At 68.4% G+C, this 26,551-nt stretch carries 21 protein-coding genes and 8 pseudogenes; 13 read left to right on the top strand and 16 right to left on the bottom strand.

All coding sequences use genetic code 11. The annotated features are described in order from the left end of the window. Nucleotides 1-154: 154 nt before the first annotated feature. The gene (locus ACFQJD_RS11115; protein WP_379798236.1) at nt 155-310 is read left to right on the top strand and encodes a hypothetical protein; all 156 of its coding nucleotides are present in this window, start codon (nt 155-157) and stop codon (nt 308-310) included. A 64-nt stretch (nt 311-374) separates the two neighbouring features. On the opposite strand, the gene ACFQJD_RS11110 is transcribed toward ACFQJD_RS11115, so the two are convergent. Further along, nucleotides 375-1,328 carry a mechanosensitive ion channel family protein gene (locus tag ACFQJD_RS11110; protein WP_379798234.1) on the bottom strand — a complete coding sequence of 318 codons (954 nt, stop codon included), beginning with the start codon at nt 1,326-1,328 and terminating at the stop codon, nt 375-377. Between the two features lie 98 nt (nt 1,329-1,426). Between ACFQJD_RS11110 and ACFQJD_RS11105 the strand changes: the two are divergent. Further along, a pseudogene (locus ACFQJD_RS11105) lies at nt 1,427-2,025 on the top strand (DUF4013 domain-containing protein). Between the two features lie 121 nt (nt 2,026-2,146). Here ACFQJD_RS11105 and ACFQJD_RS11100 read toward each other — a convergent pair. Next, a complete protein-coding gene (locus tag ACFQJD_RS11100; RefSeq protein ID WP_379798232.1) occupies nt 2,147-2,482 on the bottom strand; it encodes a hypothetical protein in 336 nt (111 codons plus the stop codon). Between the two features lie 33 nt (nt 2,483-2,515). Between ACFQJD_RS11100 and ACFQJD_RS11095 the strand changes: the two are divergent. Then, nucleotides 2,516-3,654, top strand: a pseudogene (locus ACFQJD_RS11095) (DUF63 family protein). A gap of 3 nt (nt 3,655-3,657) precedes the next feature. Here ACFQJD_RS11095 and ACFQJD_RS11090 read toward each other — a convergent pair. Further along, nucleotides 3,658-5,351 (bottom strand): annotated as a pseudogene (locus ACFQJD_RS11090) (YcaO-like family protein). 76 nt (nt 5,352-5,427) lie between these two features. Continuing rightward, on the bottom strand, nt 5,428-6,252 hold the full coding sequence (tbsP, locus tag ACFQJD_RS11085) for a transcriptional regulator TbsP (protein ID WP_379798231.1): 825 nt from the start codon (nt 6,250-6,252) through the stop codon (nt 5,428-5,430). 168 nt (nt 6,253-6,420) lie between these two features. Here tbsP and glyA point away from each other — a divergent pair. Beyond that, nucleotides 6,421-7,510 (top strand): annotated as a pseudogene (gene glyA, locus ACFQJD_RS11080) (serine hydroxymethyltransferase); the annotation flags it as partial. Nucleotides 7,511-7,772: 262 nt separating this feature from the next. After that, nucleotides 7,773-8,666 (top strand): tetrahydrofolate dehydrogenase/cyclohydrolase catalytic domain-containing protein, encoded by an 894-nt coding sequence (locus tag ACFQJD_RS11075; protein WP_379798229.1) that lies wholly within the window; start codon nt 7,773-7,775, stop codon nt 8,664-8,666. Here the strand turns inward: ACFQJD_RS11075 and ACFQJD_RS11070 are convergent. Continuing rightward, entirely contained in the window at nt 8,663-9,361 is a 699-nt protein-coding gene (locus ACFQJD_RS11070; RefSeq protein WP_379798226.1) for a DUF7117 family protein, read from the bottom strand. The two genes, ACFQJD_RS11075 and ACFQJD_RS11070, sit on opposite strands and share 4 nt — an antisense overlap. Before the next feature lie 277 nt (nt 9,362-9,638). Here ACFQJD_RS11070 and ACFQJD_RS11065 point away from each other — a divergent pair. The 3 genes and pseudogenes from ACFQJD_RS11065 to ACFQJD_RS11055 all read left to right on the top strand — a co-directional run bounded on the left by ACFQJD_RS11065 (nt 9,639) and on the right by ACFQJD_RS11055 (nt 11,462). Beyond that, a pseudogene (locus tag ACFQJD_RS11065) lies at nt 9,639-10,042 on the top strand (hypothetical protein). A 43-nt stretch (nt 10,043-10,085) separates the two neighbouring features. Then, nucleotides 10,086-10,232 carry a hypothetical protein gene (locus ACFQJD_RS11060; protein WP_379798224.1) on the top strand — a complete coding sequence of 49 codons (147 nt, stop codon included), beginning with the start codon at nt 10,086-10,088 and terminating at the stop codon, nt 10,230-10,232. Between the two features lie 163 nt (nt 10,233-10,395). After that, nucleotides 10,396-11,462, top strand: a pseudogene (locus ACFQJD_RS11055) (mRNA surveillance protein pelota). A 30-nt stretch (nt 11,463-11,492) separates the two neighbouring features. Here ACFQJD_RS11055 and ACFQJD_RS11050 read toward each other — a convergent pair. Continuing rightward, nucleotides 11,493-12,494, bottom strand: a complete 1,002-nt coding sequence (locus tag ACFQJD_RS11050; RefSeq protein WP_379798222.1) for an ornithine cyclodeaminase family protein — start codon at nt 12,492-12,494, stop codon at nt 11,493-11,495. 39 nt (nt 12,495-12,533) lie between these two features. Then, nucleotides 12,534-12,737: a hypothetical protein gene (locus tag ACFQJD_RS11045; protein ID WP_379798220.1), complete on the bottom strand. Its 204-nt coding sequence runs from the start codon at nt 12,735-12,737 to the stop codon at nt 12,534-12,536. A gap of 215 nt (nt 12,738-12,952) precedes the next feature. On the opposite strand from ACFQJD_RS11045, the pseudogene ACFQJD_RS11040 reads away from it, so the two are divergent. Continuing rightward, nucleotides 12,953-14,194: pseudogene (locus ACFQJD_RS11040) on the top strand (MFS transporter). Here the strand turns inward: ACFQJD_RS11040 and ACFQJD_RS11035 are convergent. Together ACFQJD_RS11035 and ACFQJD_RS11030 are read right to left on the bottom strand one after the other, a co-directional pair. Next, nucleotides 14,167-14,616: a DUF3054 domain-containing protein gene (locus tag ACFQJD_RS11035; RefSeq protein WP_379798217.1), complete on the bottom strand. Its 450-nt coding sequence runs from the start codon at nt 14,614-14,616 to the stop codon at nt 14,167-14,169. The pseudogene ACFQJD_RS11040 and the gene ACFQJD_RS11035 sit on opposite strands and share 28 nt — an antisense overlap. A 21-nt stretch (nt 14,617-14,637) precedes the next feature. Further along, entirely contained in the window at nt 14,638-15,219 is a 582-nt protein-coding gene (locus tag ACFQJD_RS11030) for a class I SAM-dependent methyltransferase (protein WP_379798214.1), read from the bottom strand. 58 nt (nt 15,220-15,277) lie between these two features. On the opposite strand from ACFQJD_RS11030, the gene ACFQJD_RS11025 reads away from it, so the two are divergent. The 3 genes from ACFQJD_RS11025 (at nt 15,278) to ACFQJD_RS11015 (ending at nt 18,137) form a co-directional block, all read left to right on the top strand. Continuing rightward, the gene (locus ACFQJD_RS11025) at nt 15,278-15,985 is read left to right on the top strand and encodes a GNAT family N-acetyltransferase (RefSeq protein WP_379798211.1); all 708 of its coding nucleotides are present in this window, start codon (nt 15,278-15,280) and stop codon (nt 15,983-15,985) included. Continuing rightward, nucleotides 15,904-16,842, top strand: coding sequence for a flap endonuclease-1 (fen, locus tag ACFQJD_RS11020; RefSeq protein ID WP_379800496.1), 939 nt, complete (start codon nt 15,904-15,906; stop codon nt 16,840-16,842). Before ACFQJD_RS11025 ends, fen begins: the two co-directional genes overlap by 82 nt. Before the next feature lie 134 nt (nt 16,843-16,976). Next, on the top strand, nt 16,977-18,137 hold the full coding sequence (locus tag ACFQJD_RS11015; RefSeq protein ID WP_379798209.1) for an AI-2E family transporter: 1,161 nt from the start codon (nt 16,977-16,979) through the stop codon (nt 18,135-18,137). On the opposite strand, the gene ACFQJD_RS11010 is transcribed toward ACFQJD_RS11015, so the two are convergent. Further along, the gene (locus tag ACFQJD_RS11010; protein ID WP_379798206.1) at nt 18,134-18,409 is read right to left on the bottom strand and encodes a PadR family transcriptional regulator; all 276 of its coding nucleotides are present in this window, start codon (nt 18,407-18,409) and stop codon (nt 18,134-18,136) included. The two genes, ACFQJD_RS11015 and ACFQJD_RS11010, sit on opposite strands and share 4 nt — an antisense overlap. Nucleotides 18,410-18,609: 200 nt before the next feature. Between ACFQJD_RS11010 and ACFQJD_RS11005 the strand changes: the two genes are divergently transcribed. Beyond that, nucleotides 18,610-18,882 carry an amphi-Trp domain-containing protein gene (locus ACFQJD_RS11005; RefSeq protein ID WP_379798205.1) on the top strand — a complete coding sequence of 91 codons (273 nt, stop codon included), beginning with the start codon at nt 18,610-18,612 and terminating at the stop codon, nt 18,880-18,882. 191 nt (nt 18,883-19,073) lie between these two features. Here the strand turns inward: ACFQJD_RS11005 and rqcH are convergent. From rqcH to ACFQJD_RS10975, 6 genes and pseudogenes are all read right to left on the bottom strand, one after another. After that, nucleotides 19,074-21,174: pseudogene (gene rqcH, locus ACFQJD_RS11000) on the bottom strand (ribosome rescue protein RqcH). A 53-nt stretch (nt 21,175-21,227) separates the two neighbouring features. Beyond that, the gene (locus tag ACFQJD_RS10995) at nt 21,228-21,662 is read right to left on the bottom strand and encodes a hypothetical protein (protein ID WP_379798203.1); all 435 of its coding nucleotides are present in this window, start codon (nt 21,660-21,662) and stop codon (nt 21,228-21,230) included. Between the two features lie 40 nt (nt 21,663-21,702). Then, nucleotides 21,703-23,406: a tRNA uridine(34) 5-carboxymethylaminomethyl modification radical SAM/GNAT enzyme Elp3 gene (locus ACFQJD_RS10990; protein WP_379798200.1), complete on the bottom strand. Its 1,704-nt coding sequence runs from the start codon at nt 23,404-23,406 to the stop codon at nt 21,703-21,705. An 87-nt stretch (nt 23,407-23,493) separates the two neighbouring features. Next, the gene (locus ACFQJD_RS10985) at nt 23,494-25,581 is read right to left on the bottom strand and encodes a DHH family phosphoesterase (RefSeq protein ID WP_379798198.1); all 2,088 of its coding nucleotides are present in this window, start codon (nt 25,579-25,581) and stop codon (nt 23,494-23,496) included. 42 nt (nt 25,582-25,623) lie between these two features. After that, nucleotides 25,624-25,887: a hypothetical protein gene (locus ACFQJD_RS10980; RefSeq protein ID WP_379798196.1), complete on the bottom strand. Its 264-nt coding sequence runs from the start codon at nt 25,885-25,887 to the stop codon at nt 25,624-25,626. Between the two features lie 19 nt (nt 25,888-25,906). Next, nucleotides 25,907-26,518, bottom strand: coding sequence for a YIP1 family protein (locus tag ACFQJD_RS10975; protein WP_379798194.1), 612 nt, complete (start codon nt 26,516-26,518; stop codon nt 25,907-25,909). Nucleotides 26,519-26,551 lie beyond the last annotated feature (33 nt).

The following is a 26,551-nucleotide window of genomic DNA, read 5'->3' as shown; positions in this document are numbered from 1 at the left end:
TCAGATGCGGAAGACGCTCTCGGAGCGCTCTTCCTCGCAACACTCCTCCCGACGCTGTTCGGCGCGTGACGGCGTTCGGATAGCGCGCTCGGCGTTCGAGCGTCGCTTCGGACGCTCAGTGCATTTATCACCACGCAGCGGTCAGCATCGGGAGATGGCTACTCGGTTCGAGGTCCTCAGCGTTCTGGTGGCGCTCGAATTCGTCGTGATGTCCGCCGTCGTGCTCCTCTTACTCCCGCTCGAAGTCGCAGCGCCGCTCGTCCCGCTCGTTCTGGTCTTCTCGGTCGCGCTTCTGGTGTCTCGCTCGTGACTCCCGACACGTACTACCGGGCGATTCGGGCGTCGCCGTTCCGTCGAGGGGCGGCGTTCGGCGGTTAGCGCGACCGGCCCACGGGGAACTTCACGCGCTCCGGGTGGTCGTTGAACGCGTCCAGGATCTCCCTGTAGAGGTCGTTCCGGACGCGTTGCCCCCGTCGCGGGTGGACGAGATAGCGAAGCCGTAACTCGACCCAGGACTCCTTCTGGACGACGTTGACCGACGGCCCGTCGTTCACTTCGAGTTCGACGGGCGTCTCGGCGAGGCGGTCGCGATACTCGCCGACGCGTTCCCGCATCTTCGCGCCGAGGTAGTCGTCGGCCACGCCGCGCATCGTCTCCGACGCGAACGCCAGATCCGTCTCGTAGGCCACCTGAATCGCCAGTTCGTTCCAGACGTAGGGAAAGCCCTCCCACGAGTAGTTGTAGACGTGCGAGGAGAGGACGACGCTGTTGGGGAGGGTGATGATGCGACCCGAGGGCTGGTTCGTCGTGACGAGTTCGCCGTTCATCTCCCAGAGCGTCGTGACGAAGAAATCGACGTCGACGACGTCGCCTTTCGACCCCTCGATGGCCACCCGGTCGCCCACCTGATAGGGGCGTTTGAGCATGATGTAGAACCAGCCGATGAGGGAAAACAGGGGCTGTTGGAGGGCGAACGTCACCGCGACGCCGATGACGCCGAACGAGAACAGCAGGCCGATCCACTGCTCGGTGAGGATGCCGAAAAACGAGACGACGGTCGCGACGCCGAACACCAGCCGCAACACGTTCCGGGCGTTGTGCCGGCGTCGCTTGCTCGTCGCCTCGCCCGCGACGAGGGAGTAAACGAGGACGTAGAGGCCGTAGAAGACGGCGGCGACGCCGACGGCGGTGAGGGATTTGACGGCCAGAAACTCCATCGAGACGCCGTCGACCGTCAGCGCGGGCGACGTCAGCGAGTCGAGGACTCGAGCGGCGACGACGAGGGCGACGCCGAGGACGATCCCGAGGTAGCCGGCGGATCGCTTCATCGTCCGTCCCTCTCGGAGCGGTCACAAAACGGTTGTGACCCGGCGTGTCGTCTGGGTGCAAATATTTATCCCCAAACACGTCGAACGCTGGAGATGCTATGGACATCGACCTCGAAGCAGCGGCGAAATATCCGATGCAGTCGGAGGACTGGCTCAAGACCATCGGTATCGGGGGAGTGCTCATGCTCCTCTCGATTTTCATCGTCCCGATATTTCTCCTGTACGGCTACTTCGTGCGGGTGCTCCGGGCGGGGATGCGCGAGGAGCGCGAACCGCCCGCTTTCGGCGACTGGGGCTCTCTCCTGAGCGAGGGGTTCTGGGCGTTCGTCGTCATCTTCGTCTATCAGTTGATCCCGCTGATCGTCTTCGCCGTCACGGTGGGCGGGTCGGTGCTGGCGATGGCCGGCGGGGTCGAGCGGGGGCCGGCGTCGGCGTGGCCGGACTGCTCGGCGGCATGACCATCTCGGCCCTGCTGGCGCTCGTGTTCGGTTACGTTGGCCTCGTCGGCGTCGCCAACTACGCTCACGGCGGGAGCCTCGGCGACGGCTTCGACTTCGGCGTCATCAAGCGCGTGGGCCTGAGCTGGGACTACGCCGTCCCGTGGGTCGTCGGCGTCGTCGCGATGTTCGTCGCCGGTGCCATCGCAGCATCCTCGGTATCGTCCCGATCATCGGAGCCATCGCCGGCGTCTTCGTAACCTTCTACGGCTACGTCGTCGCCGGCAAGATCTGGGGGCAGGGGTACGCCGACGCTCTCGGTCTCGCGTCGCCCGACGCCGGCACGTCCGAACCCGGGACGTCCCCGTCCGTCGACTGACCTCACTCCCCGTCGACGAGTCGCTCCATCGCGTCGAGATACTCCGCCGCGACGAGCGGTTCGTCGTCGACGAGGCCCTCGACCGCTCGACACCCGTGTGCGAGCCGTTCGGCCAGGGCCTCGTCGTCGACGCTCTTTCGTACCAGACGTTCGACGTCGTCGAGCGCCGTGCGAACGTCCGCCTCCCGTCGCTCCCGTGCCGCGTCGCTCGCCTCGGCGAGCAGTTCTAGGAGGCGGTCACGGACGGCAGATGGGAGGTCCGTCACGGCGTCGAGTCGGTCGCTCGGCCCCATAAATCGGTCGCGTTCGACGCCCGCCGGGTCGGTACGCGATACCACAATCCTCAAACGCACCCGCGTCGGCATTCGACTATGGCAACTGTCGCAGAGCGCCTCGGCGTCGACCCCGAACGGCTGTGGGCGGGGAGCGTCCTCGCGCTACTGGTCGCGCTGGTCGGCGGATCGCTCGCCTTCCCGCGCATCGTCTACGACAGGTTCGTCTGGCACTACTTCTGGGGGCCGGTACAGGCCGACGCCAACTCGGCGGTCTGTGCCGTCCGGGAGGGCGGCGTCACCCGCTATCTCGACAGCACGAGCGCCTGTGCCGCCGCGCCCGAACCGGTCGCGTATCCGGGCTACACGCTCGTCTCCGAAGTCGGCTACGTCGTCGTCCTGCTGATCGCGCTCACGGGGCTCGTCTTTCTCCTCCAGCGACTCGACGTCGGCGAGGACCGCGAGCTGTTTTTCGCTCTCCTGCCGTTCATGTTCTTCGGCGGAGCGCTCCGCGTCGTCGAGGACGCCAACGACACCGCCGGGGCCGCTGACGCCCTCATCTCCTACCCGTGGAACACGCTCATCATCAGCCCCATCATCTACTTCACCGTCTTCGCGATCACGCTGGCCGCCCTCGTCGGGAGCGTCTCCTCGCGCGCCGCGGCGTCGTCGCCGACTACGGCCGCCCGCTGTTCGCCACCGGGTGCGCCGTCCTCGCGGCGACCGTCGGCTACCTCTTCGTGATGGCGCTCGCTCCCGGCAACGACGTGACCTTCTACCCGCAGGTCCTCGTCGTCACCCTCCTCGGCGCGACGCTCTCGACGGCCGTCGTCTGGTGGCTGGTGACGACCTACTGCCCCGGGGTCAACGCGGGGACGGGCCGCATCGGCGCGGTCATCATCTGGGGTCACGCCGTCGACGGCGTCGCGAACGTCGTCGGCCTCGACTGGATGGTCGCGCTGGGCGCGGGGCCGAACCTCGTCCCGAAACATCCGGTCAACCGCGCCATCGTCGAGTTCACGGGGGCGACGCTCCCACAGTCCGTCCTCGCCATCACCGGCGACACCTGGCCGTTCCTCGTCGTGAAGCTCGTCGCCGCGACGCTCGTCGTCTCCATCTTCGACGAGCAGATCTTCGAGGACAGCCCCCGATACGCCATCCTGCTTCTCGTCGCCATCCTCGCCGTCGGCCTCGGACCGGGGACTCGGGACATGATCCGGGCCACCTTCGGCGTCTGAGGGCTACGGATAGGGGTGGAACGGTCGATCCGGGCGCGGTTCGTAGCCCAGCTCTTTCGGAACCGTCTCCGCCCTCGCTCCGAAGAAGGGGTCGCCCGTGAACAGCGGTTGCGCCGAGGGGACGAGTGCGCGGACGGCCTCGAACCCGAGGCGCTCCACGTCGGTCGGCGTCACGCGCGCGGCGTACGCCGAGAGGCCGGCGTCGCCGAGTCTGTCGAGGAGCGCCGACAGTTCGGCCTCGCCCGACGGCACCGGGTCGGGGCCGACGGTCCCGGCGGGGACGCGACTCGATACGTCGACGAACGCCCGCGCCGGATCGGGGAAGTCGGCGTACTCGCCGATCGCACCCTCCTCCTCGCTCGCGCCGTCGGGGCCCATCGCCCGCAGTTCCATCCAGTTCTGGAGCGCTTCCGCGAGCGCCGACCGGGCGGCGGCGGCGGCGTCGAGGCTGGCACCGGATCCGACGGCGAACCGCGGCCAGTCGCCCTCGCGATGGACGGCGACGGCGACGACGGGGACGTCGACGTCCTGCGTCACCAGCAACGGCGTCACGGTGAGTTCTTCCGCGCGGGCTCGGGCCGCCAGCGCTTCGAATCCGTCGTCGTCGACGCCGAGCCCGAGCGGGTCGAACGTCGAGTACCACGCCAGCATCGTCGCGTCGCGTTCGACGACTTCGTACAGTCCCGCGAGGATGGCCTCGACGCCGCTGTTCCCCAGCCCCAGCCCCGTCGTGATGGCGGGCTTGTGACGCTCGTCCGGCGGCGGGTAGTGGACGAACTCCGCCGGGAGCGACACCGTCTCGCCCGTGTCCAGGTCTTCGCCGTCGACCCAGGGGATGCGCTCCTCGGGGTCCGGCGAGCGGTACGTGTCGGGCCGGACGAACTCCGCGGGCGAGACGGGGCGGGCGCGGTTCGCCTCCGGCGCGACGACGAACTCGGCGCGCCGGTAGACGCCGGCGCTGTAGCGTTCGAGGCCCTCGCCGAGGGCTTTCATGAACGCGCGATCCCAGTCCACGTCGACGCCGGCGGCGAACGCCGCGGCCCGGGCGTCGCTGAACGCCGTCGTGTCGGCCGTCCCCGCGAGATAGTACGGCACCGGGAACGACTCGCGCTCTCCCACCTGTTCGAGGAGGCCGACCCGCTGGTCGACGGCCCGTTCCGCCCGTTCGAGCGCGTCGTCGAGCGCCACGTCGCGGTAGTCGTGTCGGAGCGACCGGTCGCGGTCGGACGGGTCGGGGACGGGGAGAAACTCCCGTTCGTCGCCGGGGACTTCGACGACAGTGCCGCCGACGTCCGCGCCGGCGAGGAGCGCGATCATGCGCCGCCCGGCGATGGCTCCGGCGAGGCGGACGGCGCTCCGGTCGCCCGTTGGCGACTCGCCCCGCTCCCCGTCGCGCGTCGACGCCACTCGCGCCCGGAGGTCGGCGTAGCCGGCCGACCCGGTGTCGAACACCGAAACGGCGGCGTCGAGGTCGGGGAACGCGTGGCCGCCGAGGCCGCCGATTTCGACCGCGACCCACCGATCGGCGGCGTCGGCGGCGGCGTCGAACGCCCCGCCCCCGCGGGCGCGACGACGGCACCGAAGTCGACGGCACCGAGGTCGGCGGGGTCGGCGTCGCTCACCGTCGCGTCGACGTCGGCACACGCGGCCCGGAACGCCTCGGCGGCGGGCCCCGTCCCGACGAGTCCTGCGTGCATGCGTCGGGAGAGGGACGACGGGGTGAAAAAAGTACAGTCGCCGGGTCGGGCGTTCCGGTCGCGTCCGCAGCCGGCGTCAGGCGAGCAGCGACGTCGCGACGGCGGCGAGTTCGTCCGCGTCGGCCCCGCGCAGCCGGTCGTCGCCGAGTTTCAGGCGGAGGCGCGGGCGGCCGACGTCGATGGGGACCTTCTCGGTGTCGACGAGTCCCCGGTCTTCGAGTCTCGTCTTCGTCCGGGAGAACGTGGCCTTGCTCGCGATGCCGACGTCCTCGCCCCACTTGCTGATGTCGTAGAGGAGGACGTCGTTTTTGGCGGCGACGAGGAGACAGAGCGTCACCTCGTCGATCCCGTCGCCGTCCCCGCGGACGGCGTCGAGCGACGACAGGACGGCGTCGAAGTCGTCGCGGGTCGCCTCGCCGATCTCCTCCGCGAGCGTCTCGCGCACCCGCGAAAGCGGCGGCGTCCGGAGGTTGTACGGGTCGGCGTCGTCCCACGCCGTCTCGTAGGTCTCCTCGACGGCGGCGACGAAGTCGGGGTCGTCGTCGGCGAGGGCCGCCACCCGGTCGCCCGCCGAGACGAGCGCCAACACGGTCTCGTCGGTCAGGACCAGGGCGTTCTCCGCGTCGCCGTCCGGCGTCCGCAGGTCGAGCACGTCGGACGCGACGAGGTCGGCGGCGTTGCTGGCGACGAGGAAGTCGTCCAGCACCGACTTGAGGAGCGACCCGTCGGCGAGGATCCGTACCGACGGCGACTCGTCTCCGAACTCGGTGGCGACGTCCGTCACCCCCTCGACCACTTCCGCGGTCGGATTCACGACGAACAAACCGTCCGTCGACGCCTCGAACAGTTCGTCGACGAGCCCCCTCACGTCTGCGGCGTGGCGGTTCGAATCAATCGTCATGGCGCGAATATTGTGGTATCTCTATTTAATTTTAACGTCGTCGACGATCCGTAAAGAGCGTTTTCCGGGGCCGGCTTCGGCGACGGGTTCCCCGCGGCGGCGACGCCCGTCGCCGTGGGCGGTCGGTGGAAGGATACACTTATTGGTCGCTTTGCCGGGGTTGTACGTATGGAGTACGAACACGTCCGCGACGTCGATCCGGCGGTCGCAGACGCCCTCGCCGGCGAAGTAGAACGGCAGCGAGACACGCTGGCGATGATCGCGAGCGAGAACCACGCCAGCAGGGCGGTTCTCGAAGCGCAGGGGAGCGTCTTCACCAACAAGTACGCCGAGGGGTATCCGGGCGCGCGCTACTACGCCGGCTGTGAGTACGCCGACGAGATCGAATCGCTCGCCATCGAACGCGCGAAGGACCTCTGGGGGCCGAACACGTCAACGTCCAGCCCCACAGCGGGACGCAGGCGAACATGGGCGTCTACCTGGCCGTCCTCGAACCGGGCGACCGCATCCTCTCGCTCGAACTCGAACACGGCGGCCACCTGAGCCACGGCCACCCCGCGAACTTCGCGGGCAAGCTCTTCGACGTCGAACATTACCGAGTCGATCCCGAGACGGGCTACGTCGACTACGAGGGCCTCGCCGAGACGGCCGACGAGTTCGACCCGGACATGATCGTCTCCGGCTTCTCGGCGTACCCCCGCGAGGTCGAGTGGGAGCGCGTGCAGGCGGTCGCGGACGCCGTCGACGCCTACCACATGGCCGACATGGCCCACATCACCGGCCTCGTCGCCTCCGGCGTCCACGACTCGCCCGTCGGCGTCGCCGACTTCGTCACCGGGAGCACCCACAAGACCATCCGCGCCGGCCGCGGCGGCATCATCCTCACGAGCGAGGAACACGCGAGCGACGTCGACTCGGCGGTGTTCCCCGGCGCGCAGGGCGGCCCGCTCATGCACAACATCGCGGGCAAGGCCGTCGGATTCAGGAGGCGCTCCAGCCCGAATTCGACGAGTACGCCCGGCAAGTCGTCGAGAACGCGAAGGCGCTCGGTGAGGCCTTCGTCGACCACGGCCTCTCGCTGGTCTCCGGCGGCACCGACACCCACCTCGTCCTCGTCGACCTCCGGGACTCCCATCCCGACCTGACCGGCGGCGACGCCGAGGAATCCCTCGAATCGACGGGCATCGTCCTCAACGCGAACACCGTCCCCGGCGAGACACGGTCGGCGTTCAACCCCAGCGGGATCCGCGCCGGCACCGCCGCCCTCACCGCCCGCGGGTTCGACGCCGAAGCCACCCGCGAAGTCGGCGACCTCATCTGCCGCGTCGTCGACGCCCCCGACGACGAGAGCGTGCTCGACGACGTGAGCGCCCGGGTCGACGACCTCTGTTCGGAGTTCACCCTCTACGAGTAGGGACCGGCCGCTCCGTTATACACGCATGTGAGCATTTTGGTGGTCCTTGACCACGTATTATGCACGAATCCGAGCATTGAAGGGCGAGGCACGCCCTCTTTCGTCCATGACCGAGACGATCGACGGGAACGCCGTCGCCGAGGAGATCCGTGCGGGCCTCGACAGCGCCGTGGGAACGCTGGCCGACGCCGGCGTCACGCCGTCGCTGGCGACCGTCCTGATGTCGGACGACCCCGCGAGCGAGACGTACGTCTCGATGAAACAGCGGGACTGCGAGGAGGTCGGCATCGACGCCGTCGACGTGGAACTCGATCCGGACGCGCCCGCCGACGACCTGTACGAGACGGTCGACGAACTGAACGCCGACCCGTCGGTCCACGGCGTCCTCGTCCAGATGCCCGTCCCGGACCACGTCGAGAAGAGTTCGGTCCTCCGTCGCATCGACCCGATGAAAGACGTCGACGGCTTCCACCCCGAGAACGTGGGCCGCCTCGTCGCCGGCGATCCGCGGTACAAACCCTGTACGCCCCACGGCATCCAGAAACTGCTCGACCACGCGGGCGTCGACCCCGAAGGGAAAGACGTCGTCGTCCTCGGTCGGTCGGACATCGTCGGCAAGCCGATGGCCAACCTGCTGCTCCAGAAGGCCGAGGGCGGTAACGCCACCGTCACCGTCTGTCACTCGCGGACGCAGAACCTCGCGGAGAAGACGCGTAACGCGGACGTCCTCGTCGCCGCCGTCGGCGTCCCCGAACTCGTGGACGGGTCGATGCTCTCTCCCGGCGTCGTGGTCGTCGACGTCGGGGTCAACCGCGTCGACGCCGACAACGACAAGGGGTACGAACTCGTCGGCGACGTCGACTTCGACAGCGCCGTCGAGAAGGCCAGCGCCATCACGCCGGTCCCCGGCGGCGTCGGCCCGATGACGCGCGCGATGTTGCTCTACAACACCGTCAAGGCGGCCAGCCTGCAGGAAGGCGTCGCCGTCGACTTACCTTAGAGGCGGTCGCGCGCCGACGCGAGCGCCGCCTCGTCGCCCTCGCGGAGGTAGGTCGCGATCTCCCGCGTCGCCGTGACCAGACGCTCGGCGTCCCGCGGCGACACGTCTCCCTCCAGCGCCTGAACGCGTTTCACCCGTTCGCTGACCGTTCCCAGTGCCGTCCGCCCCGCCGGATCGGGGTTCTCGTCGAGCCAGTCGACGGCGTCGCTCCGGTAGGCCTCGACGGCGTCGGCGTAGCCGAGGCCGCGAGCCGCTGCCATCGACTCGGGGACGTCGTCCGGTGCCGGTCGCTCGCCGGCGTCGGCCCCGCGCAACAGCGAGAGGACGTACAGTCGGTCGTCGTCGCTCGGATCGCGGGCCCGGGCGTAGACGTCGATCGCCTGGAGCAGTTCGTGGGCCGCGAGGAAGGCGTCGTTGAGGTCGGCGAGGTCGCCGGCGTCGACGAACCCGCGCTGTCGGACGTACTCCCGGAGGTCGGACTTCAGATCGTCGGCGAGGTCGGTGGGGTCGCCCCCGTCGAACGCGTCGCGGTGCGAGGAGAGGTCCAGCGACACCGGCGTCGCCGTGTGGAACGTCCGTTCGTCGACGCCGACGCTCCGGAGGCTCCCGCAGTTCGGACACTCAACGCGTCCCGTGTCGTAGTAGGACCACTGGCGGCCGCAGTCGTTGCACTCCCGGTGGCCGCGGACTCTCATGGCAGGCGGTAGGTGAGCGGGCCGCAAAAGGACGGCGTTCCTCACTCCGCGTCCCCGACTCGCCGGTAGGCGGCGGCGTCGACGCTGCTCGACCCGCGGGATTTATACGTCGCTCGCGCCTCGAAGCCAGTACTCATGTCGTCACAGGGTTCGGCAGATCCCGAGACGGAGGATAGAGGAAGTCGCCACCGCGCGGCTGAGCGGGAAATTCTCCCGGCAGTCTGAGTCCCGGTCGACCGACGCCGGCGACGTGGCCGTCGCGGCCGACGGAGCGGATCTGACGCTCGTTCTCGACGGCGTCGAGCGGTCGCTCTCGCGCGAGGCGGCGACGGCGCTGCGCGACGAACTCGCCGACGCGTTGACGCGCCGCGAGGAGTTCTTCCGGACGGCGGGCGAACACCGCGAGGACGGCAGCTACGTCGTCTCGCGGCGCGGCGTGGAGTCGGCGGGCCACCGCAAGGTGTTCGACTCCTTCGAGGGGCTGTGTCGGCTCTACGACCGGCTCCCCGGGAGTTCACCGCTTCCGACGTCGGCCGGACGGGTCTCACCGGCGGCCGGCGGCACATGGTGCTTCGCCACTTCGTCGAACATCCGGCCTTCGACTGCGAACTGGTGAACCGACAGCCGCTCCGCGTCCGCAAGTCGACCGCGGCGAGCGAGGGGGTGACGTCCGCCGACTGACGCCATCCCGGGGTTCTTGACGCCCCGGACGCAAGGGGCGTCCATGCGCGACGAGGAGGAAGTCCGCGAGCAGTACGAGTTTCTGAAAGCGCAACTCGACAGCGACGAGATGAATCACCAGGGCGTACGACAGATGTTCACGCATTACAAGCGCGCGCTCGGATGGGTTCTGGAAGAGGAGTACATCTGACCTCGGGGACGCTGGCCACCGAGCGGACACCCGACGGACGCCGGTGCGACGCCCGTCGCCGGTGTCGGGGCGGTCCAGCGACGCTCGACGACACACGCCGCCCCGGCGCAGAATCGGTCGCCTGTATCAAAAGCCAGTTGACGGGGTGGGTCCAACGTGGAGTATGCGAATCCAGAGCCGTGGTCGCGGCGAGGAGGGGCGGACCCGTCTCACCGTGGTCCCCGAGAACGTCGACGACCTCTGGCATCTCTCTCACGTCCTCGAACCCGGAGATCTGGTCGAGGGCGACACCACCCGCCGAATCCAGCGGGACGACGAGCAGATGCGCGACACCGGCGGGCAGCGCGAGCACCTCTACGTGACCCTCGAAGTCGAGGACGTGGAGTTCGCCCGCTTCGCCAACCGCCTCCGGGTCGGCGGCGTCATCGTCGACTGCTCGCGCGAAGACGAACTCGGCCACCACCACACCCTCAACGTCGAGGAACACTCCGAGATAACCATCGAGAAACATTTCAAGCCGGACCAGATGGCCCGCATCGAGGAGGCGGAGGAAGCGGCCGAGAACCCCGACGTCGCCATCGCCACCGTCGAGGAGGGGAAGCCCACGTCCACACCGTCGCTCAGCACGGAACCGAGGAGTACGCCTCCTTCACGCGCCCCACCGGCAAGGGCGAATACGCCCGCCCGCGGGCGGAACTGTTCGACGAACTCGGCTCGGCGCTCTCTCATCTCGACGCCGACGCCGTCATCCTCGCCGGTCCGGGCTTCACCAAACAGGACGCCCGCGACCACATCGCGGAGAACTACCCCGAGGTGAGCGAGAAACTCACCGTCGTCGACACGTCGAGCGTCGGCGACAGGGGCGTCCACGAGGTGCTCAAACGCGGGGCCGTCGAGGAGGTACAGGCGGAGACGCGCATCGCGCGCGAGGCGGAACTCATCGACGAACTGATGGAGCGCATCGCGGAGGGCACGAAGGTGGCCTACGGCATCGACGAGGTGGCGGAAGCCGCCGACTTCGGAGCCGTCGAGGACCTCCTCATCGTCGACGAGCGACTCCGCGAGGAGCGACAGGGCGAGGGCGACTGGGACGTCGACGTCAACGACGTCATCGAATCCGTCGAGCAGAAAGGCGGCGAGGTGACCGTCTTCTCCTCGGAGTTCGACCCCGGCCGCCAGCTGAAGAACCTCGGCGGCATCGCCGCGCTGTTGCGCTACCGCCTGGACTGACCGCCTCGCCGCCGCCCCTCCCCGTCGCCGCTACTCCCGTCCCGTGAGCGCGTCGCTCGCGGCCGCGAAGGGGATCGTCTCGCCGAGGTTTTCGGCGCTTGCCTTCTCGTAGACGAGGGCCGCACCGGCGGCCGTTTCGATGGCCGTGCCGCCGCTGTCGAAGACGGTCACCTCGTCGGGGTCGGTGCGTCCCGCCGCGTCGCCGGCGATGACCTCGCCGAGTTCGGCGTGGACGTGGTCCTCGTCGACCACGCCCGACTCGACGGCGTGGATGAACGACCCGGCGTCGCGCATGACTCGGTCACGCAGGTCCGGAACGTAGGTGGCGCGGGCGACGGTGTCGGCGTCGAGTTCGCGTTTCTTGGGGTTGTACTGACCCATCGCCGTGACGTGTGCGCCGTCTTCGAGGTTGTCGCTGTCGAAGACCGGTTCCGATGCGTTCGTCGCCGTGACGACGACGTCCGCCCCTTCGACGGCGGCGGCGGCGGAGGAGACGGCAGCCACCGCCGCGTCGAGTTCCCGGTCCATCTCGCCGGCGAACGTCTCGCGGTGCTCCTTGGTCGGCGAGTAGACCCAGACGGAGTCGAGGTCGCGAACCGTCGCGACGGCGCGCAACTGGCCCCGGGCCTGCGCGCCGCTTCCGAAGAGCGCGAGCGTCGAGGCGTCCTCGCGGGCGAGGGCGTCGACGCCGACGGCCCCCACCGCGCCCGTCTTGAAGGGGTTCATGCTCGCGCCGTCGATCAGCGCGAGCGGTTCGCCCGACTCCGAATCGAACAGCGGCGTCATGAAGTACGCGTCGCGTTCGCCGAACCCGGCCGAGTAGGTGTAGCCGCCCATGACGCCCGTCTCGGGGAGGATGGCGACGTACGACGTGAGCATTCCCGGTGGGTCGCGGTTCACCAGCGCGGTGCGTGGTTCCGCCGGGGCTCCCTCGCCCCGCTGTCGGTACGCGTCGCGGACTGCGTCGACGTACTCCGCGGGCGTCGCGAGCCCGGACACGTCGGCACTCGTGAGAAACAGCGCGTCGGCCATACCCGCGAATGGGGTGGCCCGCACTTCAAGCGTCGGGTATCAGTCGGCGTTGACCGGTTTCGCCGTCGGGGGCGCGTCGACGGGCGCGTTGACGAACAGGGCGTGCCCGATGACGAGAACGGCCCCTCCCGCCCCGACGGGGACGGCCTGCGTCAGTTGCAGTCCGACGCCGCTGAGGACTGCGGTGATTCCGATGAGCACGAGCGGAATGACGCCGAGCACGTAGTCGTAGTAGCCTGTCATAATATGCCTCTACATAATAATATGCATTACATTCATATAATTCTTTCCCGTAGGCGACGCCTAACCGTAACGGCGGATTCTAAAATAGCACTCATAAGTTTTAAATGAACAATAGTGACGTATCTGCGGGGCTTGCCTCCACGTCGAGAGTTAACTGGGCGGGGACACAGAGTTCGAGTGTGAACCGGAACGACCGCGCGATCGTCGGCCTCGTGATGCTCGCTCACGCGATGGTCCACACCTACGAACTCTCGGTTCCCATCTTCGTGACCATCTGGCTGGCCGAGTTCGAGACGATCCAGTTCGCGGGCCTGCAGGTGGGCGTCACCGAGGCGACGTTGGGTCTCGTCGTCACCGCCGGCTACGGTCTGTTCGGCCTCGGCGCGTTGCCGGGGGCGTCCTCGTGGATCGCATCGGATCGCGTCGCCTCATCAGCCTCTGTCTGTTCGGGATGGGCGGCGCGTTCCTCCTCCTCGGGGCGGCACCCGGCCTCGTCGCCGTCGCCGTCGCCCTCCTGTTGTGGGGGCGTCGGCCAGCGTCTACCACCCCGCCGGTCTGACCCTCCTCAGTAAGGGCGTCGAGAAACGCGGGACGGGCTTTGCCTACCACGGCATGGCCGGCAACCTCGGTATCGGCCTCGGACCGTTGGTGACGGCCGTTTTGCTCCTCTTTCTCGGCTGGACGGCCGTCGCCGCCCTCCTCGCGATCCCGGCGCTGGCGGCCGGGGTGTACGCCACGCGCGCACAGTTCGACGAGACGGCGGCCGTCACCGCCACCGACGGCGGCGAGTCGAGGGCCGGGGGCGGCGTCTCGTCGCTCGCGGAGTTTCTCGTGGAGTCGAAGACGCTGTTCGGCGGCCTCTTCGTCGCCGTCTTCGCCATCGTGATGTGTTCCGGCCTCTACTACCGGGGGTGTTGACGTTCATGCCGAACCTCCTCGAGGGCCTTCCCGGATTCGAGCCGATCCCGCTCGACTCGCTCGTCCCCGGCGTCGACGGCGGCCGAACCATCCACCCCGAGCGATACTTCTACTCCGGCCTACTCATCGTCGGCGTCGTCGGCCAGTACGTCGGCGGGAAGCTCACCGACCGGATGCCCGCCGAATACGGCATCGTCGCCACGTTCGCGGGACTCGCCGTCATCGCCCTCCTCTTCCTGCCGGCGGCGTCGCTCGGCGTCGGTCCCCTCCTCGTCCTCGGGGCGGCGCTCGGCTTCTTCCTGTTTTTCGCCCAGCCGTTCTATCAGGCCACCGTCGCCGAGTACACCCCCGCCGACACCCGCGGCCTCTCCTACGGCTACACCTATCTCGGCGTCTTCGGCGTCGGCTCCCTCGGCGGGGCCGTCGCCGGCGGCATCCTCGCCTACGCGAATCCGCAGACGCTCTTTTTCGCGCTCGCGGGGTTCGCGTCCGTCGCGCTGCTCATCGGCGTCTATCTGGTCCGCGTTCGGTCGGCGTGAACGTCAGCGCAGTTCGAAAAAGAGGACGCGCCAGACGCCCAGGCCGACGGCACCCACCAGCAGCGTGACGGCCGCGAAGAGAGTTGGACGCCGCCGTGGAAGACGGGCGTCGCCCGGAGGCCGAGGCCGACGACGTCGGCGACGACCCACGACCGGAGGGCGAGCGGAACGGCGGCTTTCGCCGTCTCCGTCGCGCCGGGAGCGTAGGCTCCGAGCACCGGCGCTGCGACGACCCAGCCGAGGAGGAACGGCGCGAGGACGCCGGCGAGATACACCGGGTTCGAGAGGACGAAATCGAGTCCGTTGTGACGGACGGTGCCGCCGGTCAGGAGGAGGGCGATGACGAGGACGTCACCCACCGCGATCGGGGTCGCTCGGGCGTCGATGCGACGATCGAGGAACGACGCGACTGCGCTCGCCATGCACGCCCTTTCCCGTCGTCCCTATTGGCTTCCCCGCTTTACGCCGGCGACGGTGTAGCCGAAGCCCCGATCGAGCACGGCGGCGTCGAGGCCGGCGTCGGCGACCAGGCGGGCCAGCGCGTCGGGCCCGTCGAACGTCGAATCCATGCCCATCACCCGTTCGCTCGAAACGAGCAACCGGCCGAGGAGCGTTCCGGGGTCGAAATCGCGGACGACCAGCACGCCCCCGTCGGCGAGGGCCCGCGCCGCCTCCGCGAGGGCCGCCTGTCGGTCGGGGACGTGATGGAGCGCGTCCACGACGATCACCGCGTCGACCGTCCCGTCCCGGAGCGGGAGCGTCGCCGCGTCGGCCTGGGCGGCGTCGAGACCGTGCGCGACGGCGCGGCGGAGCATCCCGCGCGACGCGTCGACGACGAGCGGTCGGTCGACATCTAGCGCGCGGACCGCGCGCCCCGTGCCGCCGCCGAGGTCGACTACCCGCTCGACGTCGCGTTCGGCGAGCGCCAACCCCTCTCGAAGCGGCGCGCGCCGCGCCGAAGGCATCACGAAGTCGTACGCCCGGGCGAATCGGTCGAAAAAGCGGACGTCGCCGAAGCCGTGCATACGCCGTCTCGTCGCCGACGAACCAAAGGTCTACCCGCTCGCCGGCCTATCCGAATCCATGGATCCGGCCTTTCGCGTCCTCGGCTGGCCGCCGGACGGCCCGCAACTCCGTCTGGACTACCGGCGCTTTCGCTACGCCGGCAAGTTCGTCATGTCGAATACGGGCAAAGCCGTCGCCTGCGACCCGGACGCGACGCGCGAGGGCGAGTACGACGCCGCCCTCGCGGCGGTCGCGTTCAACGAAGATCGGACCGATCCGGCGACGTGGTGGCTCCGGTATATCACCGTCCGCGACGATCTGCGCGGCGAGGGCCTCGGCGCGCGCCTCGCGGCGTTCGCGGCCGACCGCATCGAGTCCCGGGGCGGGGACCGAATCCGCATCGCCGTCAACAACCCCTTCGCGTACCAGGCCCTCTACAAGGCGGGGTTCGGCTTCACGGGCGAGGAGACCGGCATCGCCGAACTCGTCCTCGAACGCCCCGATCCGCGGGATACGGAGGCGTACCAGTCGGGACTCGACCGCTACCGCACCCGCGACCCCGGCGACCCCGAGGCGACGTTCCTCGACGACAAGCGGGGGCCTCGCCGCCCGGCCGCGTCGACGCGGGACCTTGAAACCCCCTGCGCGCGTACGGTCGCCAAATGGGTAACGCAGACCTGCGGGCGCTCGCGGCGCTCTCGGACGTGGCGTGGGCCGACATCGAGGGGAGCGTCGTCGCCGTCGACGCGCACAACTGGCTGTATCGCTACCTCACGACGACGGTGAAGTGGACCCGCGACGAGATCTACACGACCGAGGGCGGCGAGGAGGTGGCGAACCTCGTCGGCGTCGTCCAGGGCCTCCCGAAGTTCTTCGAACACGACCTGACCCCCGTCTTCGTCTTCGACGGCGGCGTCACCGAACTGAAAAGCGCCGAAGTGGCCGAACGCCGCGAGAAGCGCGAACGCGCCGAGGAGCGCTTGGCCGAGGCGCGCGAACGCGGCGACCAGGTGGAGGCGGCCCGCCTCTCGGCCCGGACCCAGCGACTCACCGACGTCATCCTCGAGACGACCCACGGACTGCTGGACCTGCTGGACGTACCCGTAATCGAGGCACCTGCTGAAGGCGAAGCACAGGCCGCCCACATGGCTCGCGTCGGCGACGTCGACTACGCGGGCAGCGAGGATTACGACACGCTGTTGTTCGGCGCGCCGCTGACGCTCCGCCAGCTCACGAGCAAGGGCGCGCCGGAACTGATGGACCTCGACGCCACGCTCGACCGCCACGACCTGACGCTCGAACAGCTCGTCGACGTCGCCATCCTCTGCGGGACGGACTTCAACTCCGGCGTCTCGGGCGTCGGCCCGAAGACGGCGCTCTCGGCGATCAAAGAGCACGGCGACCTCTGGGCCGCGATGGAGGCCAACGACTGGCACGTCGAGAACGCCGACCGCATCCGCGAACTGTTTCGCGATCCGCCGGTGACCGACGACTACGCGCTCGATCTCGACCTGAACCCCGACCTCGACGCCGCCCGCGACTACGTCACCGACGAGTGGGAGGTCGACGCCGACGAAGTCGAACGCGGCTTCGAACGCATCGAGGCGTCGGTCGTCCAGACCGGCCTCGACCGCTGGACGTAGTCGCCCGCGACGGGATCCAGACGCGTCGCCACCGGTCGCCGTCGGGAGGGCCGTCGCGTTCCGTCGGCGACGGAACCGGCGTAACCGGGCGGCTCCCGCGACAGGCTTTTCCCGACCGCCGTTTCCCTTGTGGTATGGCGTTCCACGACGTCGATCGATTCCGGATCGGCTGGTGGCTGTTCGGCCTCGCCCTCGGCGTCGCCCTCACGTACGTCGTCTACGCCTTCGTCGGAACGTTCGTCTTCGGCCTGTTTCTCTACTACGCGACGCGGCCGATCTACCGCCACATCCGACGGCGGGTGTATCCGCCGAGTCTGGCCGCCGCGATCGCCCTCTTCGCGCTGGCGCTGCCGGCGCTCCTGCTCGTCATCTACTCGCTGAGCGTCGCCGTCCGGGAACTGCAGAAGCTCCTCGACGGCCAGGGCATCGACGTGGTTCAGTATCTCTCGATCGATCAGCAGTTGCTCAACCGCGTCGTCGACCCGGCGACGCTCCTGCAGCTGGACCTCGAACGGTATCTCACGTCCGGGGGATTCTCCTCGATGATCCAGTCGCTGACGTCCGCCGCCGACACGCTCGCGTTCGTCGGCGTGGGGCTCGTCCACCTGTTCGCCATGATCGCCCTCGCGTTCTACCTGCTCCGTGACGACCGGAAACTCTCGCGGTGGGTCCTCTCGCGATTCGGCGACGAACGGGGCATCCTCCGGGCGTACGTCCGCACCGTCGACCGCGATTTCAACGGCATCTTCTTCGGCAACATCCTCAACGCCGTCCTCACCGCCACCATCGGCGTCATCGCCTTCTCGCTGCTGAACACGGCCGCACCGGCCGGCGCGAAAATCCCCGCCGCCGCGCTGGTGGGGCTGCTCGCGGGCGTCGCGAGCCTCATCCCCGTCGTCGGCATGAAACTCGTCTACTTCCCCGTGGCGATCTACGTCGGGATCCGCGCCTTCCTCGTCGACCCCCAGACTCTCTGGTTCGTCGCCGTGTTCGCCCTCGTCGCCTTCGTCGTCGTCGACACCATCCCCGACCTGGTCCTCCGGCCGTACGTCTCCGGGCGGAGTCTCCACGTCGGCGCGCTGATGATCGCCTACACCTTCGGACCGCTCCTGTTCGGCTGGTACGGCATCTTCCTCATGCCGATGCTGCTGGTGCTGACGATGCATTTCGCTCGGCTCGTCCTGCCGGAGCTGTTGACGTCGAAACAGCTCCAGCCGTACGCGGTCGATCCGGGGTATCTCACGGACCCGACGGACGAGCGGGCGGAGGACGACGGAGAGCTGCCGACCGACTAGAAGTCGACGTACTGCTGTTCCCACTCGCGTCGCGCTTCGAGTTCCCGGCGGCCGCGGCGGGTGAGCGTGTAGTAGTTCGTCCGGCGGTCGCGCTGTCCCTTGTCCACGAGCCCTTTCTCGACGAGCGTGTCGAGGTTCGGATAGAGCCGCCCGTGATGGATTTCTTTCTCGTAGTACTCCTCGAGTTCCTCCTTTATCGCCAACCCGTGTGGTTCGTCGAGTCCGGCCACGACATACAGCAGGTCGCGCTGGAATCCTGTCAGGTCGTACATCGGTATTCTCTACTCGCCGATTAGTGTTCGATTGGAATAAATATGTCGAAGCGACACGTTCCGAGTCGGTGACATACCCGGTAAATCGCCCGACACAACGGGTTCCGAAAAGGTCACCAAATCGAATAATACCCCGCACGAATCAGATAGCATATCTTTCGAAGCGAGTACTTATTTCGCTGGCGACCGTACTGGCGGTCGTGCCCGAAGAAATCCTGTTCGAGACGGAGTCGAAACGGAGTCGTGACGACGTCGCCGAGATGCTGCGGTCCATCGCCACCAAGGTCGAACGCGGCGACCTCACGCTTCGCGCCGGGGACCAGTCGGTGTCGATCGACATCCCCCAACAGCCCACGTTCGAAGTCAAGGTCGAACGCGAGACGTCCGCCACCGGTCCGTCGGAACTCGGCCTCGAACTCGAACTCGAGTGGACCGAAGGCGAGGGCGGCGACGGCGACCTCTCTATCGAGTAACGTCGCTCCCGAACTGACGTCGAAAAGGTAGCAAGCCACGCGAAAAACGCGTGGTGCTTGCCGCCCTGAATTGGTCCCCGCTGACGCTTCGGCCCTCCAGACGAAGCGTCACCGACGACTCTTACACGATTCCACTTAAAGATACCGACGCCGTGGACGTTCGGCAGCGACACCCACACCCCGCGACCGCCTCACTCCTCGACGATGGTGCTTCCGCCCGGCGGAAGGAACTCCTGGATCAGGTCGGCGCTCGCCACCTTGCGGACGAACGACTCGTCGGCGAACCGGTCGCGGAACTCCCGGTAACACCGCGTCGCGACGTCGTTCTGCGCGAACTTCCCGGGTTCGAGGCGGATCGACGTCTCCGCCCGGGGTTCGATGGCCGTCGGCGGCCCGCCGATGACCCGCGTCTCCTCCTCGCAGGTGATGCCGACGGCGACGCCGACGCTCACGTCGCGGAAGTAGGTCCGGTCGCCTCGGATGGCGAAGCCGCCCTTCTCCAGGTACTCGCCGCTCTCGGGCGTCTTCGACACCTGGTCCGGCGACACCACGTACGCGTCGCCGGCGAACCGCCCCTCCTTCCACACCGACGAGTACGAGACGGCGAACTGCGCCGCCTCGTCCAGACTCGACTCGGGGAACTCCACCTCCCGGGAGGGTTCGCTCGGCCCCGTCGCCTTCAGGAGCGTCACCGGGCCGCCGTGGGCCTGCGCGTGGAAGAACCGGTCGTTGGCGTCCATATACTTCTTGACGAGTTCCTCGTTCTGGTCGGCGTTGCGCCCGCCGATGACGAGGAAGTCGTCGCTGGTGTGGAACCACCGGAACCGCTCGTACCAGTGGTCGGGCTGGCGGACCGGAATCGACGACCGGGAGAGCCAGTCGACCTCTTCTGGCTCCGCCGCTTCGCTCTCCTCGGGTTCCTCCTCGCTCTCCTCCCACTCTTCGCGGCGGCGTTCGAGTTCCGCGAGGCGCTCGCGGGTGTCCTCGATGGCCGCCTCCGCTCCCTCCTTTTTCCCCTCGATGCGTTTGGCTTCGTTGTAGAGGCGGTCGGCGTTTTCTCGACGCCCGTCGACACGTCGAGAGGGACGCGGGTGTCGTCGAGTTCGACGGTGACCATCCCTTCGGCTTCGTCCACGTCGACGACGGCCTCCGCGGCGGGGATGTCCCGTTCGGCCCCCGCTTCGAGTTTCTCCTCGATTTCGTCCCACGGGACGTTCGCTTCCCGCGCCTCGCGGACCGTCGTCAGCACCTCGTCGACCAGGTCGTAGTTGGCGTAGAGCAGTTCCGCCCGTTCCCGTTCGGCCTCCGCCTGCTCCTCGAACCCCTCGATCGCCTCCTTTTGCTGTTCGATGATGCGCCGTTGTTTCTCGATCTGCGCCTCGAAGTCCGGGCGTTCGGTCGTCCCCTGTTTCTCCTCGCTCTCGCTCTCGCGTTCGAGACGGACGAAGTACTCGTCGAGGGCGGTGTTGAACGAGTCGTAGGCCTCGCTGTCGAGGCCGGCGCGTTCTTCGAGGGGAAACGGCGTCGCGTCCACCACCCGGTCGTCGTCGAGGTAGACCCGCGGGTCGAACTCGCCCGACTGGAGCTGCTCGGCGAGGCGGGAGATGGCGTCGTAGACGCGTTCGTACTCCGACTCGCCCGCGTCGGCGATGTCGAGCGTCTTCTCGACGCCCGCCCGCGAGCAGAGTTCCTCGCCGTAGAGGCCGCCGAAGTTCAACTGCGTCGCGATGGTCCGCACCACGTCGGTGTCGGACTCCTCCATTCGCTGGACGAACGCCTCGTAACTCATCGTGAGGGGTTGATTCGGGACTGGGGGAACTCGTACTGTGACCCCGGCGCGACGGTTCGCGACTTCAGCCGGACGGTTTCGAGGCTCTGGACCACCTCGCCGTTCTCGTCTAAGACGGCGACGTTCCCCTCGCCGAACAGTTCGACAACGATCTTCGTGTTGGCGTCCTCGCGTTCGAACTCGAAGACGAGGATGCGGTCGAACTCGAACTGCTCGACGCCCGCGAGGTCGGCCCCCGACAGGCGGTTGCGCAGCATCATCGCGAAGTTCGGCGGCCGTCCCGGCGCTTCCGGGACGTTTTCGGGGGCGGCGACGTGGGCCCGTTTCACGTCGCCGACCTCCAACAGCAACTCGACCCGCCCCCGGTCGAAGTCCCGCATCCGCAGTCTCAGAAGGTCGTCGTCGTAGAGGTAGGCCTTGTCGACCTTCGCGCCCGCGTAGCCCCGGAGTTCGGTGACGAGGGCGGCGAGGTCGACGCTCGTCAACTCCCGCTTCGGTTCCATGTCCTCCCGTAGTCGGCCCGGCCGAAAAGGCGTGTCGTTACCGTCGGACGGTATCAGGCGGCCGCGACGGCGGCGCGGACGCGGCCGACGAGCCGTCGGCCGCCCGCGCCGACGAGAAAGCCCGCCGCGCCGAAGACGACGGCGTAGCCCGTCCCCGTCGCCAGCGCCCGCAACACCGTCTCACTCGGGTACGTGAGTTCGAAGATCGCCAGCGGGAGGTAGTAGCCGAGCGACGGCCCGCCGGCGAGGGCGACACAGACCAGCAGGCCGTCGTTGAGGTAGCCGCCGACGACCGACAGGACGAACATCAGCGCGAACAGCGCGGGGAGAAAGAGGCCGAACGGCGTCGACAGCGACCCGACGAGCCGCGGCGGCAGGTGGACGAGCGCGGTCAGGAGGAAGGCGACACCGGCGACCGACGAGAGCTTGATCGCCAGCCGGGGGTCTCGGCCGAGGAACAACCGGTCTGCGGCGTCGGAGAGCGACATACCGTGACCGTCGGTGGGCAGGTACGTGGATTTTTGGGTCCTACAGTCGCTTCGAGACGTACGGCCCGTCCTGGTGGTAGCCGAGTTTCTCGCGGTAGTACTGGCGGACGCCGATGCCGCTGATGACGGCGAGTTTGTCGAAGCCGGCGTCGGCCGCGCGGCGTTCCGCCGCTCGGAGGAGGCGGCGGCCGTAGCCCCGGTGTTGCCAGTCGTCCTCGCCGCCGTCTCGCGGCGTTCCGCCGCTCGATTGCTTCGAGGCGCGTCGCGCCTCGCTAATCCCGACTTCGCTCCCGTAGACGTGGAGTTCGCGGACGAGGGCGGCGTCGTCGAGTTCGCGCCGCACCGGGTCGCCGGGGAAGCGCAGGCGACAGAAGCCGACCAGCAGGTCCTCGACGGGGTCCTCGAAACTGATGAACTGCTCGGTGCCCCCGGCTGCCTCGTACTCCAGCACGTCGAGTTCGACCCGGTCGGGATCCGGGTCCGCATCGTTCATTCCCGCCTCGCGGGCGCGGATGTCCCGGGGCTCGATGCCCTGCTCCTCGGCGCGTCGGGCGGCGAGTTGCCTGAGGTTCGACTTCCAGACGCCGGCGTCGATGAAGTCCGCGGGGATGTCGCGTTGCACCCGCTGGAGGCGGGTGTACTTGGGGATCATCCCCATCACCTCGGCGACGAGGTCGGCGGCCTGCTCGTTCGTCAGGGGGTCGTAGTCGTCGCGCCGCCACATGTCGTAGGTGCGGGTACCGCGGACGACGAGCGTCGGATAGATCTTGAGGTAGTCGGGCCGCCACCGGGGATCATCGAACAGTTGGCGGAAATCTTCGAGGCACATCTCCTCGGTCATCCCGGGCTGGCCGGGCATCATGTGAAAGCCAACCTTGAAGGCGGCGTCGCGCAGGCGGCGGTTCGCGTCTATCGACGCCTGGATGCCGTGGCCGCGGTGCATCTCGCGGTTGATGCGCTCGTAGGTCGTCTGGACGCCCACCTCCACCTTGGTCGCGCCCAGATCGAGCATCCGGTCGATCTGTTCGGGGTCGCACCAGTCCGGCTTCGTCTCGAAGGTCGTGCCGATGTTGCGGACGTCGGCCGTCTCGTTTTCCGCGATGACGTCCTCCAGATACCGGAACTCGCGCTCCTCGGGGTCCTGTGCGAACGACCGCCCCTCGGCCGGGTTCGGCTCCGAGTCGACGTCGTAGTCGTTCAGCGCCTCCAGCGCCCGCTTGACGAACCACTCCTGGTAGTCGTGGCTGCGGGCGGTCATCGTCCCGCCCATGAGGATGAGTTCCACCTTGTCGACGGGGTGGCCGATGTGGCGCAACTGTTCGAGGCGGAGCGTCACCTGGCCGTACGGGTCGTAGTCGTTCTGTTCTCCCCTCGCGGCCGCCGGTTCGTGGCCCGTGTAGCTCTGGGAACTGTCGAACTCGGAGGCCGGGCCGCCGGGACAGTAGAGACACTTCCCGTGCGGGCACATGTGGGGGCTGGTCATGATGGCGACGGGCGAGACGCCGGAGGCGGTGCGGACCGGTTTGCGCTGGACCACCTCCCGTACCTCGTCGCGTCGCTCGTCGGGGGCGTACTGGAGGATGTCGGCGTTTTTCGGCACCTTCGACGCGGAGTGTTCCGAACAGGCCTCCAGTTTCGCCGACTCCAGATCGTCGCGGTCGACTGCTCCCGAGAGGATCCGCGCGACGAGGTCCTCGCAGACGCGTTCGAACGCCTCGGTCTCTTCGGCGGCGTCCGTGCTCATGCGGTCACCTCGCGGGGAGTCATTACTCTCAGTTGGTGGATTCGGGCGGTTAAGGATGTCGTTCGGTCGCGCCGACGACGTCGCGGCTTACGCCTGTTCGACCGTGGCGTCGATGACGGCCTCCGTCGTCGCCTCGCGCATCCCGGAGAGGAACTCGAGTTTCCCTTCGCGGACGCTCGCGGTGTCGACGTCGGCCTCGGGGACGCGTTCGGCGGCCGCCGCGGCGACGTCGCGGACATCCATCGGGAACGTACTCCGGAGCCAGAGTTCGTCCGTTCCGAGCCCGACGGTCACGAAGTCGCCCTCGCGGTTGCGCCGGTGGAGTTCGTCTACCAGCAGCCCCGTCGGCGGGAAGTCGAAGCGGTGGGTGTAGGCGTCAGTGTCGAGGACGGCGACGCCGACGCCGTTCTCGTCACGGCGTTCGAGGTTCGCCTGCGCCGTCTCGATTTCGTCTTCGAGTTTGATGCGGAACTGCTCGCTGACGTGGCCGGCGAGGCGACCCGTCGGCGCGGGCGTCTCGCTCTCGCCGCGCGCGCCCGCTTCGCTCTCGTCGAACAGGAGGTCGGTGATGAGTTCGCGCTTGTCCTCGTAGGACTGGTAGTAGGCTTCGAGCGCCACGGCCTCGCGGAGTTCGCGGACGCGGTCGGCGTCGTAGCCGGCGTCGGCCGCGAGGTCGACGTAGGCCCGCGGCGTCGCCTCCCAGTAACTCACCGCCGGCAGGTGGGTGAGGTCGTCGCGCACGTCGTCGTTGACGGCGGCCGCGAGGTTGGCCGACAGCGCGCCCGTCGAGAGGTCGTCGGCGTCGACGCCGGCGAGTTCGGGGTTCACCAGCACTTCCGTCTCGCCGTCGACGGCCTCGTCGGCCGCGGCGGCGTCGACGACGATTCGTCGCGCGCCGTAGACGCCGAGCAAGCCGAGCCCGTCGCTCGATTCGACGGTGCTGCCGATGCCGACGAGGACCACGAGCGGGAGTTTCTCGTCGAACCGGTCGCGCCCCTGGAGCATGTTCGTCACGTCGTTCGTGGCGGCGTCCATGTCGTAGACGGTCGAGTCGAGGGGGCGACGGTCGAAGTAGTGGTACTCGGCGTCGGACGTGGCGTACTCCTCGCGGACGAGCGGGAGCACGGCGCGCTCGATGGCCGCGCCGGCGACGTAGCCGTCGGCGGTGGCGGCGTGGCGGACGACGACCGGCCGGGATTCGAGGACGGCCCGGCGAATCGCCTCTGCGGCGTCGCGCAGGCGGTCGCTCACGGCGTCGACGGCCTCGTGACCCGCCAGCGGATCGATCTCGTCCGGGCGCGCCTCCGCGGTCATCGCGTCGGCGAGTCGCTCCTCGACCGCGGCGGCGTCCTCGCCCGTCAGACGCGTCAGTTCCTCGGTCTCGATCTGGAGTTCGTCGCGCCGGAGTTCGACTTCGCCGTCGAGGCGAACGACGTGTCCGACCTCGACCTCGGGGTAGGCGCGGACGCCCGCTTCCACGAAGGCCGCACAGTCGACGACGCCCGTCTCGTCCGAGAGTTCGAACACCGTCGGCCCGCTGGTCTGCCGGACGCCGACGACTTCGCCCTCGACGCGGACGACGTCGCCGACGCGGTCACTCAGGGAGTCGACGGTGACGCGTTCGAGTTCCCGGGCGGCCGGCTCGGCGCGCGGCTCGGTCGGTTCGGGCTCAGTCTCCGTTTCGGGCTCAGTCTCCGTTTCGGGCTCAGCCTCCGTTTCGGCCTCCGTCTCGGCTGCTTCGCGGCCGTCGCGCGTCGTCCGGTCGCCGCCTTCCTCGCGCGGTTTCGGCGTCGTCCGCACCGGTTTCTCGCGCTCCGTTTCCTCGCTCTCGATGGGTTCGCCGTCGTGTTCGCCCTCGGGGTCGTGGATGCGAGCGCCCCGGAACTCGCTCTCGCGCTGTCGTTTCGACCATCCGAGGTCGACGTCGCCGTTCTCGCGGACGTTTTTCACCTGGACGAAGACGGTGTCGCCCGGGTCCCAGTCGAGACTTTCGAGACGGCGGTCGAGTTCGCTACGGTGTAAGAGCCCGGTGACGCCGGGCGAGAGGTCGACGAAGACGCCGAAGTCAGCGAACCCGTCTACCGTTCCCTTGTAGTACCGGTTGGGTTTCAGCTGCTTCGGGTCCGACCCGCGAAAGTCGAACCAGACGTCTTCCTCGTGCGTTATCCAATCCATTACCGATACCGAATAGGCCCAAAGTAAAACGATTGTCGAAAGCTACTCGGAGATCGGCCCCTCCTCGCGCAGCACCTCGACGGCCTCGACGAGCGAGGACACCTGCTCAGGATCGAGGGCGATCTCCACCTCGTTGCCCTCCTCGTCGTCGAACGCGAGTTTCACCTGGCTGTCGCCGAACTGGCGGGCCGTCGCCGCCGTCGCGTGGTAGAGTTTCACCGTCGCGCTCGTCGTCGACGCGCCGACGTGTTTGACGGTTCCGTCTTTGAGTTCGAACGCGAAGTCGTCGACGTCGATCGTGAGCATACGCCCCCTTCGCCCCCAGTCAGATAATATACCAGTCCCGGAGCAGGAACAGGACGGCGTCGAAGCCGCCGAAGCCGTAGCCGAACAACAGCGCCGCCGGAATCACCGTAGCGGCGACGGCCCGGCGGGTCGTCGTCTCGTGAACGTCGCGGACGCCGACGGCGAGGAGCGCCGCGCCGTACAGACAGCATCCCGCGCGGAGTTCGGGAACGGGGAGGCCGGCGGCGACGCAGGGGGCCGTCGCGTACGCGACGACCTGGACGGTCTCGCTCACGCCCGCCCGGTCGCGCACGAACGCCATCAACAGGAGCGTCTGCAGCGCGGCCAGCAGGTGGAGCGTCGCGGGCGCGATCAGGAGGCCGACGGCAAGAAAGACGAAAGCCGTCGTGAGCGGTCCAGCGCCGCCGACGACGGGGAGCGCCGCTGGAACGCGGAGGGTGCCGGCGACGAGGGAGACGCCGAGATAGAGGAGCGCGACGCCGACGCCGAAGACGAGGCCAGGAGCCTGGTCGCCCGGGACGACGCGCTCCCGGAAGAACCGCTTCGGGTGGACGAGCACCGCCGCCCACGCCTGAACGAGGCCCCGTGGTCCGCGTGCCCGCCCACCGGTCGAGGGATCACCACTCGCCATCACGCCCGGAACTGACGCCGCCGGTGGCATAGA

Origin of the sequence: Haloplanus sp. GCM10025708, assembly GCF_042663985.1 — an archaeon.
In the GTDB taxonomy this organism is placed as follows: domain Archaea; phylum Halobacteriota; class Halobacteria; order Halobacteriales; family Haloferacaceae; genus Salinirarus; species Salinirarus marinus.
The sequence above is the reverse complement of the archived record's forward strand: the minus strand, read 5'-3'. Positions and strand labels throughout refer to the sequence as shown.